The following is a 17,928-nucleotide window of genomic DNA, read 5'->3' as shown; positions in this document are numbered from 1 at the left end:
TATTCCAGGCGGAGTTACTCTGCCGTCCGCAGCTGTTCCTCGGTCATCCCCCGTCGCCAGTACCCGACGAAGGTGACGCGCCGGCGGTCGATACCGCGCTCGCCGACGAAGTGCCGGCGCAGCGTCTTGACGCACCCGGACTCGCCCGCGATCCAGGCGTACGGGCGTTCGGCGGACGGGAGTCGGGCCTCGCGCAGCGCATCGAGGGCCAGGGGGGATCCCGCGGTGCTGCTCGGGTCGCGTACGAGCCAGGTCACCTCGGCGTCCGCGTCGGTCACGACGTCCTGGATGTCACCGGCGTGCTCCACCTCCAGCCAGGCGCGCACGCGGGTGCCGGCCGGCAGGGACTCCAGGGTGGCGCAGGCGGCGGGTACGGCGGATTCGTCGCCCCACATCACCACGAGGTCGGTCCCCTCGGGCGGGCGGAAGCGGATCGCGCGGTTGTCGGCGACGGCCGGGCCGAGGAGGAGGACGCGGTCACCGGGGGTGGCGTCCGCGGCCCAGCGGGAGGCGGGGCCCGACGGGCTGTGCAGCGCGAAGTCGATGTCGATCTCGTCGGGGTCGCGGCGCAGTGCCCGAAGGGTGTACGAGCGCATCACCGCCCGCACGTCGTCGGGCAGTTCACGCCATCCCTGCCACCAGTTGTCGCCCAGCTCCAGCGGGACGACAGGCTCGGGCTGGCCCGGGTGCGGCAGGAACAGGGACAGGGACTGGTCCCGCCCGTGGGAGTGGAAGGCGTGCAGGTCGGGCCCGCCGAAGGTGACACGGACCAGGGACGGCCCGAGCCGCCTCGTCCGTACGACCTGAAGCGAGAAGAAACGGAACGGGGCGGCTACGGCCGTAGTCATCGGGGCTCCTGACGGTCAGGAAGGTGTGGTTGTCAGTTGACCTTCTTGGCGTTCTCGATGGCCTTCGCGAGGTCCTCGAGGAGCGGCGCACACTTGTCGTACGACAGGATCGGCTCGGGGTTGCGCGCGATGACCTGTCCCGCCTTCACGGCCGGCAGCTTCTTCCACGTGCCCTCGGTGATGTCGGCGGGCTGGATCGCCGAGGAGCGGTTGTCCATCATGATGATGTCCGCGTCGTACTTGTCGACGTTCTCCCAGCTCAGCGACTCGTACCAGCCGCCGCCCTTGGCCTTGGCCTTCTCCGGGGGCTCGACGAAGTTCACGCCGAGGGCCTTGAAGTACTCCAGGTCGATGGAGAGGTTGGTGCCGGAGACGTAGAACAGGTCCTGGCTGGCGGAACCGGCCATCACCTTGATGCCGGGCTTGGCCTTGGTGGCGGCGCGCAGCCGGGCGGCGGCGTCCTCGAAGCGCTTCTTGGCCTCGGTGACCTTGGCGGCGGAGGTGTCCGCGCCGAGGGACGTGGCGAGGGCGAGCATGCGCTGGAGCGGCTCGGTCAGCTGGCGGTCGTAGACGGAGATGCCGACGCTCGGGGCGCCGACGGCCAGGATCTTCTTCTTCGACTCGTCGGGGACGTACCAGAGGGTGCCCACGTTGTCGAACATGGTGGAGACGAGGAGGTCGGGCGCGAGGGCCGCGTACTTCTCGATGTTGAACTGGCCCCACTCGTTGCCGAGGACCGTCACCTTGCTGACGTCCATGTCCCCGGCCTGCACATCGGCCTTGCCGTCCTTGGTCTTCGTCGGGCCGAAGACGCCCTTGGCCTGGATGCCGTAGTCGTACAGCGCGGCGGCCACGCCGACGAACGCGACGATGTTCGACGGGGCCTTGTCGGCCTTGGCGGTGGTGCCGCGGTCGTCCTTGAAGGACCAGGGGCCGGACTTGCCCGCCGCCGTGTTGCCGTCCGAGCCGCCGCTTTTCCCCTTGTCGTCCCCGCAGGCCGCGAGCGCGGCCCCCAGACCGATGGCGCCGCCCGCGGCGAGGATGCCGCGACGAGTGAGGTGGGTGGCACGGGCATTGGACATGGGTATGACTGCTTTCGAACGGGGCGAGGCGCCCGCCGGACAGGTTCCAAGGTAGGTTAGCCTAACCTCAGCTACTGTCCAGTGGGCGGGGCGCCCCGCGCCCGAACCTGTGACCGGCCTTCAGGGCCGCACCGGCAGGCCTCAGCCCACCAGGCCCAACTCCCTTGCGATCAGCATCCGCTGGACCTCGCTCGTGCCCTCGCCGATCTCGAGGATCTTGGAGTCGCGCCACATGCGGGCGACCGGGTACTCGTTCATGAAGCCGTAGCCGCCGTGGATCTGGGTGGCGTCGCGGGCGTTGTCCACGGCGATCGTGGAGGAGTAGAGCTTGGCGAGGGCCGCCTCCTTCTTGAACGGCTCGCCCGCGACCAGCCGGCTCGCCGCGTCGCGCCAGGCCAGGCGGGCGGTGTGAGCCTTCATCTCCATGTCGGCGACCTTGAACTGGATGGCCTGGTTGGCGCCGATGGGCCTGCCGAACGCGTGGCGTTCCTTGGCGTACTTCACCGACTCGTCGACGCAGCCCTGGGCCAGACCGGTCGCGAGCGCCGCGATGGCGATACGGCCCTCGTCGAGGATGCGCAGGAACTGGGCGTAGCCGCGGCCCTCCTCGCCCAGGAGGTTGGCGGCGGGCACGCGGACGTCGGCGAAGGACAGCTCGCGGGTGTCGGAGGCGTTCCAGCCGACCTTGGAGTAGGGGGCTGCCACCGTGAAGCCCGGGGTGCCGGACGGGACGATGATCGAGGAGATCCGCGGCTTGCCGTCCGGCTTGCGGCCCGTCACCGCCGTGACCGTGACCAGCCCCGTGATGTCCGTGCCCGAGTTGGTGATGAAGCACTTGCTGCCGTTGATCACCCACTCGTCCGTGTCGGGGTCCAGGCGGGCCGTGGTGCGGGTGGCGCCGGCGTCGCTGCCGCCGTCGGGTTCCGTGAGCCCGAACGCGCCCAGGACCTCGCCCGCACACAGGCGCGGCAGCCACTCCCGCTTCTGCGCCTCCGTGCCGAACAGGTGGACCGGCATCGCGCCCAGGGAGACGCCCGCCTCCAGGGTGATGGCCACCGACGAGTCCACCCGCGCCAGTTCCTCCAGCGCGATGCCGAGGGCCAGGTAGTCGCCACCCATGCCGCCGTACTCCTCCGGGAACGGCAGCCCGAACAGACCCATGCGGCCCATCTCGCGGACGATCTCGTAAGGGAACTCGTGCCGCTCGTAGAAGTCACCGATCTTCGGCGCCACGACATCGTGCGCGAACTCCTCCACGGTACGGCGGAGTTCCTCCAGCTCGGGGGAGAGGCGGTGGTCCATGGTGATCACGGCTCCTTGTGGGAGAGGGCGCGGACGGTGCGTGACGGGCTGGGGCGGCCCAGCTGTTCGGCCATCCACACGCTGGTGGCGGTGAGACGGCCGAGGTCGACCCCGGTGTCGATGCCGAGGCCGTGGAGCATCCACACGAGGTCTTCGGTGGCGAGGTTCCCGGTGGCGGACTTGGCGTAGGGACAGCCGCCGAGGCCTCCGGCGGAGGCGTCGACCGTCGTCACACCGTGTTCCAGGGCGGCGTACGTGTTGGCGAGGGCCTGGCCGTAGGTGTCGTGGAAGTGCACGCCGATGACGTTCGTCGGCACGCCCGCCTCGTTGAGCGCGGCGAGGAGCGCGAGGACGTGGCCGGGCGTGGCGACCCCGATGGTGTCGCCGAGGCTCAGCTCGTCGCAGCCCATGTCCCGCAGCGCCCGGCAGACGCGGACGACCTGGTGGAGCGGTACAGGGCCCTCCCAGGGGTCGCCGAAGCACATCGACACGTACCCCCGTACGTGCGCGCCCTCGTCCTTCGCGTGCCGCACCACCGGCTCGAACACGGCGAGGGACTCGTCGAGGGTGCGGTTGAGGTTGGCCTTCGCGAAGGACTCCGTGGCGCTGGCGAAGACGGCGATCCGGCGGGCGCCCAGCGCGAGCGCCCGGTCCAGGCCACGCTGGTTGGGCACCAGTACGGGCAGGGCGACGCCGGACAGGTCGTTCACCATCGGCAACAGCTGCTCGGCGTCGGCCAGTTGGGGCACCCACTTGGGGTGCACGAAGCTCGTCGCCTCGATCGTCGTCAGGCCCGCGTCGGCCAGCCGGCGGATGAACTCCGCCTTCACCGCCGTGGGTACGGCCGTCTTCTCGTTCTGCAGCCCGTCGCGCGCGCCGACCTCGTGGATCCGCACCCGCGCGGGCAGGTCCTGGGCCGGTACGGCCATGGGCAGTCGGTCGACGCTCATCCGGCCGCCTCCTCCGTGGGTGCGATGACGGCCAGCACCTGGTCCATGGCGACCGTCGTGCCCGGCCGTACGTCCAGTTCGGCGACCGTGCCGGCGTGCGGGGCGGAGATGACGTGCTCCATCTTCATCGCCTCGACCACCAGCAGGCTCTGGCCCGCGGCCACCTCGTCGCCGACGGCCACCTTCACCACCGTCACCGTGCCCGGCATGGGCGCGGTGAGCGAGTCGGCGCCCGCGTGCGCGGACCGGGACAGGGACGCGGCCACCGGGTCGTGGTCGCGCACGTGCCAGGCGTCGCCGTCGCGGCCGAGCCAGTCGGCGGCGCGGTGGAAGGTGTGGCGGACACCGTCGAGGGTGACGGCGACCCGGTCGTCGGCGACGGTGTGGGCACCCCGGGGGGCGTGCGTCACCGGGTCGGTCACCCGGAGAGGGAAGGCGGGCCGCTTCGGGGTGCCGCCGAGACGCCAGCCGCTCGGCACCGAGAAGGGGTCGGTCCAGCCGTCCCCACGAGGCTTCAGCGCCTCCAGCCGCACGGCCGCCGCCGCCTCGTACACCTCCTCCGGTACGTCCGTGGGAACCAGCTCGTCCACCACCCGCTCCACCAGCCCGGTGTCCAGCTCGCCCGCCACCACGGCCGGATGCGCCAGCAGCCGCCGCAGGAACCCCGCGTTGGTCGGCACGCCCAGCGTGACCGTCTCCGCCAGAGCGGCCCGGAGCTTCCTGAGCGCGGTCGCACGGTCCGGCCCGTACGCGATCACCTTGGACAGCATCGGGTCGTACAGACTGCCGACCTCCGTGCCCTCGCTGAGCCCGGAGTCGGTGCGGATGCCGTCGCCCTGGGGCTCGTTCAGCAGGAGCACGGTGCCGCCGGACGGCAGGAAGCCGCGTGCCGGGTCCTCGGCGCACAGTCGGGCCTCGACCGCGTGCCCGGTGAGCCGTACGTCCTCCTGCGCGAAGTCCAGCTTCTCGCCCGCCGCGACCCGCAGCTGCCACTCCACCAGGTCGAGCCCGGTGACGAGTTCGGTGACCGGGTGCTCCACCTGGAGGCGGGTGTTCATCTCCATGAAGTAGTAAGACGACGGGTCGCCGCCCGGGACGATGAACTCCACCGTGCCCGCGCCCCGGTACCCGCACGAGCGCGCCGCCTGCACGGCCGCCTCGCCCATCGCGGCCCGGGTCGCCTCGTCGAGGAGCACGCTCGGCGCCTCCTCGATGATCTTCTGGTGCCGTCGTTGCAGCGAGCACTCGCGCTCGCCCAGGTGGACGACGTTCCCGTGCCCGTCGGCCAGGACCTGGATCTCGATGTGCCGGGGCCGGTCCACCCACCGCTCGACGAGCAGCGTGTCGTCGCCGAAGGAGGCGCGGGCCTCGCGGCGGGCCGCGGCGATCTCCTCGTCCAGCACGGCCAGGTCCCGCACCAGACGCATCCCCTTGCCGCCCCCGCCGGCCGACGGCTTGAGCAGTACGGGCGCGCCCAATGCGCGTGCCGCCTCGGCCAGTTCGGGATCACGCCCGCCGGGGACGACCGGCACCCCGGCCGCCTGCACGGTCTCCTTGGCCCGGATCTTGTCGCCCATGAGCGCGATCGCGTCCGCCGACGGGCCGATGAAGACCAGCCCCGCCTCCTCGCACGCGCGCGCGAAGCCCGCGTTCTCGGCGAGGAAGCCGTACCCGGGGTGGACGGCCTGCGCGCCCGTCCGCGCGGCGGCATCGAGGAGCCGCTCCACCGACAGATAGCTCTCGGCCGCCGGCGCCGGACCGATCCGTACCGCCGTGTCCGCCTCCCGGACGTGCCGGGCGTCGGCGTCGGCGTCGGAGAAGACGGCGACGGAGCGCACGCCCAACGACCGCAGCGTACGGATGACGCGTACGGCGATCTCGCCCCGGTTGGCCACCAGCACTGTGTCGAACATGGTCGTCAACTCGCCCCTCACATCCGGAAGACGCCGAACTGGGGCTCTCCCAGGGGCGCGTTGGCACAGGCGGTCAGGGCCAGCCCCAGCACCTGACGGGTCTCCAGTGGGTCGATGACCCCGTCGTCCCAGAGCCGGGCGGTGGCGTAGTAGGCGTTGCCCTGGTGCTCGTACTGCGCGCGGATGGGCGCCTTGAAGGCGTCCTCGTCCTCGGCCGGCCACTCCTCGCCCCGCGCCTGGAGCTGGTCCCGCTTGACGGTGGCGAGGACGGAGGCGGCCTGTTCGCCGCCCATCACGGAGATCTTGGCGTTGGGCCACATCCACAGGAAGCGGGGGGAGTACGCCCGGCCGCACATGGAGTAGTTCCCCGCGCCGTACGACCCGCCGACCACGACCGTCAGCTTCGGCACGCGCGTGCAGGCGACCGCCGTCACCATCTTGGCGCCGTGCTTGGCGATGCCACCGGCCTCGTAGTCCTTGCCGACCATGAAGCCGGAGATGTTCTGGAGGAAGACCAGCGGGATCCCGCGCTGGTCGCACAGCTCGATGAAGTGGGCGCCCTTCTGGGCGGACTCGGAGAACAGGATGCCGTTGTTGGCGACGATCCCCACCGGGTGGCCGTGGATCCGGGCGAAGCCGGTGACCAGGGTCTGGCCGAACTCGGCCTTGAACTCCGCGAACCGGGAGCCGTCGGCCACGCGCGCGATGATCTCGCGTACGTCGTAGGGGGTGCGGGAGTCCACCGGCACGGCGCCGTAGAGCCCGTACGGGTCGACCTTCGGCTCCACCGCGGGCAGGGCCTCCCAGGGGAGGGGCCCGCGCGCGGGGAGGGTGGCGACGATGTTCCGCACGATCCGCAGGGCGTGCGCGTCGTCCTCGGCGAGGTGGTCGGTGACGCCGGAGACCCGGGAGTGCACCTCGCCACCGCCGAGCTCCTCGGCGGTGACGACCTCGCCGGTGGCGGCCTTCACCAGCGGGGGGCCGCCGAGGAAGATGGTGCCCTGGTCACGGACGATCACGGCCTCGTCGCTCATGGCGGGCACATAGGCCCCGCCGGCGGTGCAGGAGCCGAGCACGGCGGCGATCTGCGGGATGCCCGCGCCGGACATCCGGGCCTGGTTGTAGAAGATCCGCCCGAAGTGCTCGCGGTCCGGGAAGACCTCGTCCTGCATGGGCAGGAAGGCGCCGCCGGAGTCGACGAGGTAGACACAGGGCAGCCGGTTCTCGAGGGCGACCTCCTGCGCGCGCAGGTGCTTCTTCACCGTCATCGGGTAGTACGTCCCGCCCTTGACGGTGGCGTCGTTGGCGACGATCACGCACTCGCGCCCGCTGACCCGCCCGATGCCCGCGATGACCCCGGCGGCCGGGGCCTGCCCCTCGTACATCCCGTCGGCCGCCAGCGGCGCCAGCTCCAGGAAGGGTGAACCGGCGTCGAGCAGCGTGTCCACCCTGTCCCGGGGCAGCAGCTTGCCGCGCGCGGTGTGGCGGGCGCGGGCCTTCTCGCCGCCGCCGAGCGCCGCCGCGGCGAGCTTGCCGCGCAGCTCCCCGACCAGCTCGCGGTGCGCTTCCTCGTTGGCTCGCCAGGCCTCCGACGCGGGATCGGCCGCGCTGTGAAGCTCCGGTGCCTCGTGCATCCTGCGGTCCCCTCACCCAGTGATCGACTGTTAATGAGCGTTAACCATTTCCTCCAGGTTAACGAGCGCTAACCTCCCTGTCTAGAATTGCTTTCATGGTCACGAGAACCGACGCCCCCACCCGACGCGAGCAGATCCTCAAGGAGGCCGCGCGGCTCTTCGCCGAACGCGGGTTCCACGGGGTCGGCGTCGACGAGATAGGCGCCGCGGTGGGCATCAGCGGGCCCGGCCTCTACCGCCACTTCGCGGGCAAGGACGCGATGCTCGCCGAGCTGCTGGTCGGCATCAGCGGTCAGCTGCTGACCGGGGCCAAGCGGCGCCTGGCGGAGGCCGACGGCACGGCTGCCCCGGAGGCGGTCCTGGACTCGCTCATCGAAGGGCACATCGACTTCGCGCTCGACGACCGTCCCCTCATCACCCTGCACGACCGCGAGCTGGACCGCCTGCGCGACAGTGACCGGAAACTGGTCCGGCAGCTCCAGCGGCAGTACGTCGAGCTGTGGGTGGAGGTCGTCCGCGAGGTGTATCCGGATCTGACCGAACCGGCGGCCCGCTCGGCGGTGCACTCGGTCTTCGGCCTGCTGAACTCGACGCCGCACCTGGGCCGCGGCGGTTTCCTCCCGGGCCGGGGGGCCACCTCGGAGCTGCTGCACCGGATGGCGCGGGGCGCGTTCGCGGCTGCGTCGGGGGCCGGGCTCGCCCCGGCGTGACGAGCGTTACGCCGATCACTCTGGACCGCTTCCGTACTCGCCGGTACCTTTGATCTGAGCAAGCGCTTAGACATGCCGAAGTCCGTGGAGGTGGCGGAGTGCGCCGCACGTTGTTCAACGAGGATCACGAGGCGTTCCGGGAGACCATCCGCGCCTTCATCGAGGCCGAGGTCGTACCGGTGTACGACGAGTGGTTCGCCGCCGGCCAGGCGCCGCGCGACTTCTATTACAAGCTCGCCGAGCTGGGTGTCTTCGGCATCCGCGTCGACGAGGAGTACGGCGGCGCCGGCATCGACTCGTACAAGTTCGAAGCCGTCCTGTACGAGGAGACCGCCCGCGCGGGCATCACCTTCGGCGGCTCCGGCGTGCACGTGCTGCTCGGCCTGCCCTACATCAAGCTGCTCGCCTCCGACGAGCAGAAGAAGCGCTTCCTGCCGAAGTTCGTCTCCGGTGAGGAGATGTGGGCGATCGCGATGACCGAGCCGGGCACCGGCTCCGACCTCGCGGGCATGAAGACCACCGCCAAGCTCTCCGAGGACGGCACGCACTACGTCCTCAACGGCGCCAAGACCTTCATCACCGGCGGCGTGCACGCCGACCGCATGATCGTCTGCGCCCGCACCGCGGCCCCCACCGCCGAGGACCGCCGCCACGGCATCTCCCTCTTCGTCGTGGACACCAAGGCCGAGGGCTACTCCGTCGGCCGCAAGCTCGACAAGCTCGGCCTGAAGACCTCCGACACCGCCGAGCTGGCGTTCGTCGATGTCAAGGTCCCCGTCGAGGACCTCCTCGGCGAGGAGAACAAGGGCTTCTACTACCTCGGCCACAACCTCGCCTCCGAGCGCTGGGGCATCGCCTTCGGCGCGTACGCGCAGGCCAAGGCCGCCGTCCGGTTCGCCAAGCAGTACGTCCAGGACCGCGTCGTCTTCGGCCAGCCGGTCGCCGCCTTCCAGAACACCAAGTTCGAGCTGGCCGCCTGCCAGGCCGAGGTGGACGCGGCCGAGGCCGTCGTCGACCGCGCGACCGAGGCCCTCGACGCCGGCGAGCTGACCCCCGCCGAGGCCGCCTCCGCGAAGCTGTTCGCCACCGAGGTCGCCCACCGCGTCATCGACCGCTGCCTCCAGCTGCACGGCGGCTACGGCTTCATGAACGAGTACCCGATCGCCCGCCTGTACGCGGACAACCGCGTCAACCGCATCTACGGCGGCACCAGCGAGATCATGAAGTCGATCATCGCGAAGGACATGGGCCTGTAGCCGCACCCGATCACCGGCGGATACAACCGACTCCATGAGCCAGGCACTCCAGGATCTCCTCGATCTGCTCGACCTCGAGCCGATCGAGGAGAACATCTTCCGCGGCCAGTCCCGCTCCGCCGTCGTCCCGCGGGTCTTCGGCGGGCAGGTCGCGGCCCAGGCGCTCGTCGCCGCCGGGCGCACGGTCCCCGCCGACCGGCACGCCCACTCCCTGCACGCCTACTTTCTCCGCCTCGGGGACCCCGGCGCGCCCATCGTCTACAACGTCGAGCGCATGCGCGACGGCCGCTCCTTCACCACCCGCCGGGTGGTCGCGATCCAGCACGGCAGGCCGATCTTCACCCTGTCGGCGTCCTTCCAGACGTACGAGGACGGCCTCGACCACCAGACGCCCATGCCGCCCGCGCCCGACCCGGCCACCCTGCCCACCTCCCAGCAGCGCCTGCGCGGCTATGGCCACCTCGACCCGCAGGTCGTCGAGCGCTTCATCGAGGCCCGCGAGGCGGTCGACCTGCGCTACGTGGACGAGCCGCCGTACGGGAAGTTCGGCGAGCCGCGCGAGCCGCACTCCCAGGTGTGGTTCCGCGCCAACGGCAAGCTCGAGGGCGCCATCGACATCCCCCTCCTGCACGTCGTCCTGGCCACCTACGTCTCCGACATGACCCTCCTCGACTCCGTGCTCCTCGCGCACGGCCGCGGCGGCTGGGCCGTCGGCGACGTCGTCGGGGCCTCGCTGGACCACGCGATGTGGTTCCACCGGCCGTTCCGGGCCGACGAATGGCTGCTGTACGACCAGGAGTCGCCGTCGGCGTACGGCGGCCGCGGTCTCGGCCAGGCCCGCATCTACACCCAGGACGGGCGGCTGGCCATCTCGGTCATCCAGGAGGGCGTCGTCCGCGTCCCACGGTGACCGTGTTGCTGGCGTTTCTCCCGATATGACGTGTGACGCATGCGGGATTAGGCTCTTGGAGTGAACGCCGCGATGCATGGCACGCTCGGCCGATCTGGTTCCGGTGGCGCGCCCTCCATGAAAGCGCGGTGACATCTGAGAGACCGCGCCGCATTCTCACCCAGCGGCGGCGGCCATCCCATCTCGTGAATCCACAGCGGAGCCGCGAGAGTTGATGGAACGAAAGGTGTATCTCCCATGCGAGCACAACGCGCAAGGCGTCTCCTCGCGGCTACTGCCGCCACCGTCCTGATGGCGGGCGGCGCCGCGCTCGGCGCGGCGGGCGTCGCTTCGGCCGGCGACTGTGGCAACCACGACAACGGCGGTTACAGCTGGTCGGATGACGACGACAACGGTAACTACGGTGACCATGGCGACAACGGTGACCATGGCGACAACGGCGATCATGGCGACAACGGTGACCATGGCGACAACGGCGACCATGGCGACAACGGCGGTGGCGACCACGGCGGCAACAGCTACTGACATCGCCGACCCGGAGCAGTGAAAGGCGTGATGTGCGGCCCCGTCAACGGCACCGCACATCACGGGCTTTGCCCGCTCCCGCTCAGACCAGGCCCGCCTCCGCCAGCAGATACGCCGTCAGCGGGTCGTAGTAACGCGGGCTGAGCACATGGTCGTCGAGCGGAACGGCCACCTGGAGGGTGCCCTCCGACTCGGCGAGGAACAGGGCCGGGTCGTTGCAGTCCGCGTAGCCCATGGAGTCGACGCCGTGCCGGCCGGCGTACCCCGCCCAGCCGTGGTCGGCGACGACCAGGTCGGGCAGTGGGCGGCCCTCGCGCTCGAGTCCCGTCAGAATGGCCCGCATCGGCGCACCGGAATGCGTGTGCCACAGCGTGGCGCCGTGCTCCAGCACCGCCACGTCCGCGAACTGCATCACGTAACCCTCCTCTGTCTGCAGCCCGTCGGGGATGACGACGATCTCGCAGCCGGCGGCACGCAACGCGACGGCCGTGGCCCGGTGCACGTCGAGCAGGCCGCCGGGGTGGCCGGTGGCGAACAGCACCCGCTGCCGCCCGTCGGCCGCCTTGCGCAGCCGCGCCGCCATCCGCTCCAGGGCGTCGACGGTCAGGTCGGGGTCGATGGTGTCCTGCCCGTACCGGTGCTCCGCGTCGTCGTTGACACCGACCCGCTCCGCCATCACCGCGAGCACGTCCTGCTCGTCCCGCCAGCGGTCGCCGAGTTCCAGGCCCAACCAGAAGTTGCGGTCGCCGTTGGCCAGCTTGCGGTAGTGGGAAAGGTTGTTCTCGCGGGGCGTCGCGACGTCGCCCGCGATACGGGTCTTCACAAGGTGGTCGACGAGCTCGGCGCGGCTGGGTGTCCCGGGTATCGGCATGTCTCCCATTGTGAGGCAGGGCCCTGTCCGCGTCCTTGGCTTACCACCCGCTGGGACGTGGGTCACGTCGCAGGTCAGCCCCGGTCGGTCACAGATTCCGCAACGCGAACCACAACTCCATGCGTACGTCCGGATCGTCCAGGTCCGCGCCGAGGAGCGCCGCACACCGGGCGATCCGTTGCCGGACGGTGTTGCGGTGCACCGACAGGGCCACCGCCGTACGGTCCCAACTGCCGTGCAGGGACAGCCAGGCGCGCAGCGTCTCGGTGAGCGCGGGGTGCGCCGAGACCGGCCCGAGGAGCGCGCGGGCGTGGCTCTCGGCCTCGCCGGGCGGCACGAGGTCGGCCAGGCCCGGGCGGCCGCCGTGCCGGACCAGCGCCGTGCGGGTGGCGCGGGCGCGGGCCAGGGCACGGGCCGCCTGGGTGTCGGCGGCGGGCCAGTCGTCCGGCGCCACGGGGGTGCTGACACCCAGGGCCCAGCCGGGCTGCGCGGCCGGTTCCCGGTCGGCGGGCACCAGGACCCGTACCACGCCGTCCGCCAGGTCCACCAGCGCGGAACCGAGCGCGGCGCCCAGCGCCGAGGCGGCCACCGCGTCCGGGGCCTGGCCCTCCGGCCGCGCGTGCACGACGACCCACCGCTGGGCCCCGAGCAGCGGGGCCACGTCCTCGGGCGGGGCGCCGAGCAGCAGCCGGACCAGCGCCGACGAGCGGGCCGTTCCCGCGCCGCTCTGGTGCTCGCCGGTGAGCAGGGAGAGGAGGACGGCGGCGACGGAGGCGACGGTGTGGTCCCCGGGCTCACGGCGGTCGGTGGCGACCCCGAGGACGAAACCCTGACCGGTGCCGAGGGCGTAGACGGCGAGGTGGGTGCCCAGGACGGTGTCCGTGGCGGAGGAAGGGGCGGAGGAGGGGCCGGAGGAGGCGCGGGCGCTGGAGGGGGAGTCCTGCGGCCTGGTGGGCCGTACGACCCCCGCCAGCCCGGCCAGCGCCTCCCGTACCTCCTGCGGTGCCTCCCGTCCCGCCGCCGCGATCTGTGCGCCGTCCGGTGCGTACAGCGCCGCCCGGCCGCCCAGGCGCTGGGCCAGCCGGCGCAGCACCGAGGGCACCGGGTCGGGCCGGGAGGCGGCGGAGGCGAGGCTCTGCTGGGCCTCCGTCACCCGGCGCAGCTCGGCCAGGCGGGCCTGCGCCATCAGCTGCCAGACCGCGCGGGCCACGCCGGAGAACGTGGTCTGCGGCGGCACCTCCAGCAAGGGCAGCCCATGGGCGTCACAGGCCGCGACCAGCGCCCTCGGCACCGTGTCGTGCACCGGTGCCAGCCCGAAGCCGAGGGCCGCGCCGCCCGCCGCCACGATCCGGGACACGTAGTCGTCGAAGTACGCCCCCGAGCCGTCGGCGTACACCCCCGACCCCGCCGCCCCCTCCGGCACATGCACCCCCGCCGTCAGCAGCAGCTCGCCGCCCAGCAGGTACGGGTACGGGTCGGCCATCTCCGAGGTGTGCGCCCAGTGGATCACGATGCCGGGGTCGTCCGGCCCCGCGATCTGCCTCAGCCCCAGGTCCTCCCTGGCCAGCAGCGCGACCAGCGGGACCGGTGGGGTGGGGGGCACGGGAGTGTCCGGCATGGTGGACGATTCCTCCATCCGGAACGGCGACAGTGGATGAAACCTACACTTCCAGGGCGCTTTTCAGCCACCTAGGGTCAACCCACGAACCACCCAGCCATGACGCGAGCAAGGAAGGTGGGCCCCATGGCCGTCGACTACGCAGTGATCGTCGTCTATCTGACAGGCATGCTGGCCATGGGCTGGTGGGGCATGCGCCGCGCCCGGTCCAAGAGCGACTTCCTCGTCGCGGGCCGCCGGCTCGGGCCCGCCATGTACTCCGGCACCATGGCCGCGATCGTCCTCGGCGGCGCGTCCACCATCGGCGGGGTCGGCCTCGGCTACAAGTACGGGCTCTCCGGGGCCTGGATGGTGCTCACCATCGGCCTCGGCCTGCTGGCCCTCTCGGTCTTCTTCTCCGCCCGCATCGCCCGCCTGAAGGTCTACACCGTCTCCGAGATGCTCGACCTGCGCTACGGCGGCCGGGCGGGCGTGATCTCCGGCGTGGTCATGTGGGCGTACACGCTGATGCTCGCGGTGACCTCGACCATCGCCTACGCCACCATCTTCGACGTCCTCTTCGACCTCGACCGCACCGTCGCGATCATCCTCGGCGGCTCGATCGTCGTCGCCTACTCCACGCTCGGCGGCATGTGGTCGATCACGCTGACCGACATGGTGCAGTTCGTGGTCAAGACCGTCGGCGTGCTGCTCCTGCTGCTGCCCATCGCCGTGGTCAAGGCGGGCGGCTTCTCCGAGATGAAGGCGAAGCTGCCGAGCACGTACTTCGACCCGCTGGGCATCGGCGGCGAGACGATCTTCACCTATGTGCTGATCTACACCTTCGGCATGCTGATCGGCCAGGACATCTGGCAGCGCGTGTTCACCGCCCGCAGCGACAGGACCGCGAAGTGGGGCGGCACGGTGGCCGGAACCTACTGTCTGGCCTACGCCCTCGCCGGCGCCGTGATCGGCACCGCCGCCAAGGTGCTCTACCCCGACCTGGGCAGCGCCGACGACGCCTTCGCCACCATCGTCAAGGACGAACTCCCCGTCGGCGTGCGCGGACTGGTGCTGGCCGCCGCCCTGGCCGCCGTGATGTCCACCTCCTCCGGCGCGCTGATCGCCTGCGCCACCGTCGCCAACAACGACATCTGGTCCAGGCTGCGGGGCGCCGTCCGGCGCGCCGGGAGCGAGCACGACGAGGTCAGGGGCAACCGCGTCTTCATCCTCGTCATGGGACTCGCCGTGATCGGCACGGCCATCGCGCTGAACGACGTCGTCGAGGCGCTGACCGTCGCCTACAACCTGCTCGTCGGCGGGCTGCTCGTCCCCATCCTCGGCGGCCTGCTGTGGAAGCGCGGCACCGTGCAGGGAGCGCTGGCCTCGGTGATCGTCGGCGGCCTCACGGTGATCGGTCTGATGGCCGGGTACGGCATCCTCGCCAACGAGCCCGTCTACCTCGGCCTGTCGGCGTCCCTCGTCGCCTACGTCGCCGTGTCCCTGGCGACCCGGCCCACCGACGCCGCCGTCCTCGCCGTCTGGCGCGAACGCCTCGCGGGACGGAACCCCGAACCCTTGTCCGAACCGGTGCCGGTGCACCAGTAGAGTCGTAGAACAAGACGTGCATACGCGACGAAGCGTAGGAAAGAAGGCAGTACCCATGAGCAGCAACGAGACGCCCCGCGGCCCCGTCGACTCCTCCCGCATCCCGCGGTACGCCGGACCCGCGACCTTCGCGCGGCTGCCCCGCCTGGACGAGGTCGGCACCGCCGACGTCGCCGTGGTGGGCGTGCCCTTCGACTCCGGCGTCTCGTACCGGCCGGGCGCCCGCTTCGGCGGCAACGCCATCCGCGAGGCGTCCCGGCTGCTGCGCCCCTACAACCCGGCACAGGACGCCTCCCCCTTCGCCCTCGCCCAGGTCGCCGACGGCGGCGACATCGCGGTGAACCCCTTCAACATCAACGAGGCCGTCGAGACCATCGAGGCCGCCGCGGACGAACTGCTCGGCACCGGCGCCCGCCTGATGACCCTCGGCGGCGACCACACCATCGCGCTGCCCCTGCTGAGGTCCATGGCCAAGAAGCACGGCCCGGTCGCCCTCCTCCACTTCGACGCCCACCTCGACACCTGGGACACCTACTTCGGCGCCGAGTACACCCACGGCACCCCCTTCCGCCGCGCGGTCGAGGAGGGCATCCTCGACACCTCCGCCCTCTCCCACGTCGGCACCCGCGGCCCGCTCTACGGCAAGCAGGACCTCACCGACGACGAGAAGATGGGCTTCGGCATCGTCACCTCCGCGGACATCTACCGCCGGGGCGCCGACGAGGTCGCCGACCAGCTGCGCCAGCGCATCGGCGACCGCCCGCTGTACATCTCCATCGACATCGACTGCCTCGATCCGGCGCACGCGCCCGGCACCGGCACCCCCGAGGCGGGCGGCATGACCTCCCGCGAACTGCTGGAGATCCTGCGCGGACTGGCATCCTGCAACCTGGTGTCGGCGGACGTCGTCGAGGTGGCCCCCGCGTACGACCACGCGGAGATCACGTCGGTGGCGGCCTCCCACACGGCGTACGAACTGACCACGATCATGACCCGGCAGATCGCGGCGGCGAAGCAGGAGAAGGCAGCCAAGTGACCCACGACCACGACCTGGTACTCCGCCCGACGCCCGCCCAGACGGAGGCCGCACTGAACCCTCCCCCAGGCCGCAACGGCGGAGACCTGGTCGTGGAGACCCTCGCCGGTCTCGGCGCGACCACCGTCTTCGGCCTGCCCGGCCAGCACGCGCTGGGCATGTTCGACGCCCTGCGCCGCTCCGCGCTGCGGTACGTCGGCCTGCGGGTGGAGAACAACGCGGGGTTCGCGGCGGACGCGTACGGCCGGATCACGGGCGAGGCGGCTCCCCTGCTGCTGTCGACGGGCCCCGGGGCCCTCACCTCCCTGGCCGCGCTCCAGGAAGCCGCCGCCGCGAGCGCCCCCGTACTGGCGATCAGCAGCCAGATCCCGACGGCCGGGCTGGGCGGCGGTCGCCGCGGCTACCTGCACGAACTCCCGGACCAGGCAGCCTCGTTCCGGGGCGTGGTCAAGTCGGTCCACACCGTCCGCGCCCAGTCCCAGATCCCGTCCGCCATCGCCGCGGCCTGGAAGTCGGCGCTCACGGCTCCGCACGGCCCGGTGTGGGTGGAGATCCCGCAGGACGTACTACTGGCTCCGGCCGCTCTGCCGGTGGTGACGGCGCCGGACGCCACCCCGGAGGAGCTGCCCCCGCGCCCCGAACTGACCGCCGTGGCAGCGGACTTGCTCACCCGTGCCGCCCGCCCGGCGATCATCGCGGGCGGGGGAGTGGTACGGGCGGACGCGTCCGGCAAGCTGAGGCAGCTGGCCGAGAAGCTGCAGGCACCGGTGGTGACGACGTTCGGCGGCAAGGGCGCGTTCCCCTGGGGACACCCCCTCTCCCTCCAGTCCTGGCTGGAGGACCGCCACACGACGGACTTCCTCGAGGACGCGGACGTGCTCCTCGTCGTCGGCTCCGGCCTCGGCGAACTCTCCTCCAACTACCACACGTTCAAGCCCCGCGGCCGGGTCATCCAGATCGAGGCGGACCTCGGCAAGCTCGAGTCCAACCACCCGGCCCTCGGCATCCACGCCGACGCACGCCTCGCGCTCCAGGCGCTGCTGGAGACGGTGGAGAACCGCGACGACGAGACGGCCCGCGAACGCGTCCGCACCCTGCTCGCGAAGGTCGGCGAGCGCATCGCCTCCCAGGAACTGGCCCTGGAACAGGACGTGCTGGCGTCGGTCCGCCGAGCCCTGCCCGCCGACTCCCCGTCCTTCTGGGACATGACGATCCTGGCCTACTGGGCCTGGTCCGCCTTCGATCCCCGGGGTGTGAACACCATGCACTCCGCCCAGGGCGCCGGCGGCCTCGGCTACGGCTTCCCGGCGGCCCTGGGCGCGGCCGCCGCCGACCCGACCCGCCCGGTGCTCGCGGTGTCCGGCGACGGCGGCGCCCTGTACTCGATCGCCGAGCTGGCCACGGCCAAGCAGTACGAACTGCCCGTCACCTGGCTCATCGTCGACGACGGCGGCTACGGCATCCTCCGCGAGTACATGACCGACGCCTTCGGCCGGCCGACGGCGACGGAACTGACCCGCCCGGACTACGCGGCCCTCGCCGAGTCCTTCGGTGTCCCCGGAGTCCGCACGACCCCGGAGACCCTGGAAGCGGACCTGGCGAAGGCACTGGCCGCACCGGGCCCGTCGGTGGTCGTACTCCCGGCGGTACTGCGGATGTTCGCGCCGACGCACCTGGACTGACGCC

General features: G+C 71.5%; 15 protein-coding genes. 7 read left to right on the top strand and 8 right to left on the bottom strand.

Annotated elements, in window-relative coordinates; genetic code table 11:
• Positions 1–14: 14 nt before the first annotated feature.
• The 6 genes from ACH45E_RS28350 to ACH45E_RS28325 all read right to left on the bottom strand — a co-directional run bounded on the left by ACH45E_RS28350 (position 15) and on the right by ACH45E_RS28325 (position 7,729).
• Complete coding sequence (locus ACH45E_RS28350; protein WP_361450650.1) at positions 15–848, bottom strand: siderophore-interacting protein; 834 nt, start codon at positions 846–848, stop codon at positions 15–17.
• 32 nt (positions 849–880) lie between these two features.
• The gene (locus ACH45E_RS28345) at positions 881–1,930 is read right to left on the bottom strand and encodes an ABC transporter substrate-binding protein (protein ID WP_361450653.1); all 1,050 of its coding nucleotides are present in this window, start codon (positions 1,928–1,930) and stop codon (positions 881–883) included.
• A gap of 141 nt (positions 1,931–2,071) precedes the next feature.
• Positions 2,072–3,232: an acyl-CoA dehydrogenase family protein gene (locus ACH45E_RS28340; RefSeq protein ID WP_361450769.1), complete on the bottom strand. Its 1,161-nt coding sequence runs from the start codon at positions 3,230–3,232 to the stop codon at positions 2,072–2,074.
• 5 nt (positions 3,233–3,237) lie between these two features.
• Entirely contained in the window at positions 3,238–4,182 is a 945-nt protein-coding gene (locus ACH45E_RS28335) for a hydroxymethylglutaryl-CoA lyase (RefSeq protein WP_361450656.1), read from the bottom strand.
• Complete coding sequence (locus ACH45E_RS28330; RefSeq protein ID WP_361450659.1) at positions 4,179–6,095, bottom strand: biotin carboxylase N-terminal domain-containing protein; 1,917 nt, start codon at positions 6,093–6,095, stop codon at positions 4,179–4,181. Before ACH45E_RS28330 ends, ACH45E_RS28335 begins: the two co-directional genes overlap by 4 nt.
• 17 nt (positions 6,096–6,112) lie before the next feature.
• Positions 6,113–7,729 (bottom strand): carboxyl transferase domain-containing protein, encoded by a 1,617-nt coding sequence (locus ACH45E_RS28325; RefSeq protein WP_361450662.1) that lies wholly within the window; start codon positions 7,727–7,729, stop codon positions 6,113–6,115.
• 95 nt (positions 7,730–7,824) lie between these two features.
• Between ACH45E_RS28325 and ACH45E_RS28320 the strand changes: the two genes are divergently transcribed.
• From ACH45E_RS28320 to ACH45E_RS28305, 4 genes are all read left to right on the top strand, one after another.
• Positions 7,825–8,439 carry a TetR/AcrR family transcriptional regulator gene (locus ACH45E_RS28320; protein WP_361450665.1) on the top strand — a complete coding sequence of 205 codons (615 nt, stop codon included), beginning with the start codon at positions 7,825–7,827 and terminating at the stop codon, positions 8,437–8,439.
• Positions 8,440–8,537: 98 nt separating this feature from the next.
• Positions 8,538–9,695: an acyl-CoA dehydrogenase family protein gene (locus ACH45E_RS28315; protein ID WP_361450668.1), complete on the top strand. Its 1,158-nt coding sequence runs from the start codon at positions 8,538–8,540 to the stop codon at positions 9,693–9,695.
• A gap of 34 nt (positions 9,696–9,729) precedes the next feature.
• Positions 9,730–10,605, top strand: a complete 876-nt coding sequence (locus ACH45E_RS28310; protein WP_361450671.1) for an acyl-CoA thioesterase II — start codon at positions 9,730–9,732, stop codon at positions 10,603–10,605.
• A 237-nt stretch (positions 10,606–10,842) separates the two neighbouring features.
• Positions 10,843–11,130, top strand: coding sequence for a hypothetical protein (locus ACH45E_RS28305; RefSeq protein WP_361450674.1), 288 nt, complete (start codon positions 10,843–10,845; stop codon positions 11,128–11,130).
• A gap of 82 nt (positions 11,131–11,212) precedes the next feature.
• Here the strand turns inward: ACH45E_RS28305 and ACH45E_RS28300 are convergent, their stop codons facing one another.
• Entirely contained in the window at positions 11,213–12,001 is a 789-nt protein-coding gene (locus ACH45E_RS28300) for a phosphatase (protein ID WP_361450677.1), read from the bottom strand.
• Between the two features lie 88 nt (positions 12,002–12,089).
• Positions 12,090–13,619, bottom strand: a complete 1,530-nt coding sequence (locus ACH45E_RS28295; protein WP_361450680.1) for a helix-turn-helix domain-containing protein — start codon at positions 13,617–13,619, stop codon at positions 12,090–12,092.
• A gap of 126 nt (positions 13,620–13,745) precedes the next feature.
• On the opposite strand from ACH45E_RS28295, the gene ACH45E_RS28290 reads away from it, so the two are divergent.
• Genes ACH45E_RS28290 through ACH45E_RS28280 form a run of 3 tightly spaced genes read left to right on the top strand, consistent with a single transcriptional unit; the run spans position 13,746 to position 17,924 of the window.
• Entirely contained in the window at positions 13,746–15,206 is a 1,461-nt protein-coding gene (locus ACH45E_RS28290; protein WP_361450683.1) for a sodium:solute symporter, read from the top strand.
• Between the two features lie 55 nt (positions 15,207–15,261).
• Positions 15,262–16,242 carry an agmatinase gene (speB, locus tag ACH45E_RS28285; protein ID WP_361450686.1) on the top strand — a complete coding sequence of 327 codons (981 nt, stop codon included), beginning with the start codon at positions 15,262–15,264 and terminating at the stop codon, positions 16,240–16,242.
• Entirely contained in the window at positions 16,239–17,924 is a 1,686-nt protein-coding gene (locus ACH45E_RS28280; RefSeq protein WP_361450689.1) for a thiamine pyrophosphate-binding protein, read from the top strand. The genes speB and ACH45E_RS28280 overlap by 4 nt, the downstream gene beginning before the upstream one ends.
• Positions 17,925–17,928: the final 4 nt, after the last annotated feature.

The sequence above is a fragment of the Streptomyces sp. NPDC020299 genome (genome assembly GCF_044387825.1).
Classification (GTDB): Bacteria; Actinomycetota; Actinomycetes; order Streptomycetales; family Streptomycetaceae; genus Streptomyces.
Note: the sequence above shows the minus strand (reverse complement) of the source record. Positions and strands in the feature narration are given on the sequence as shown.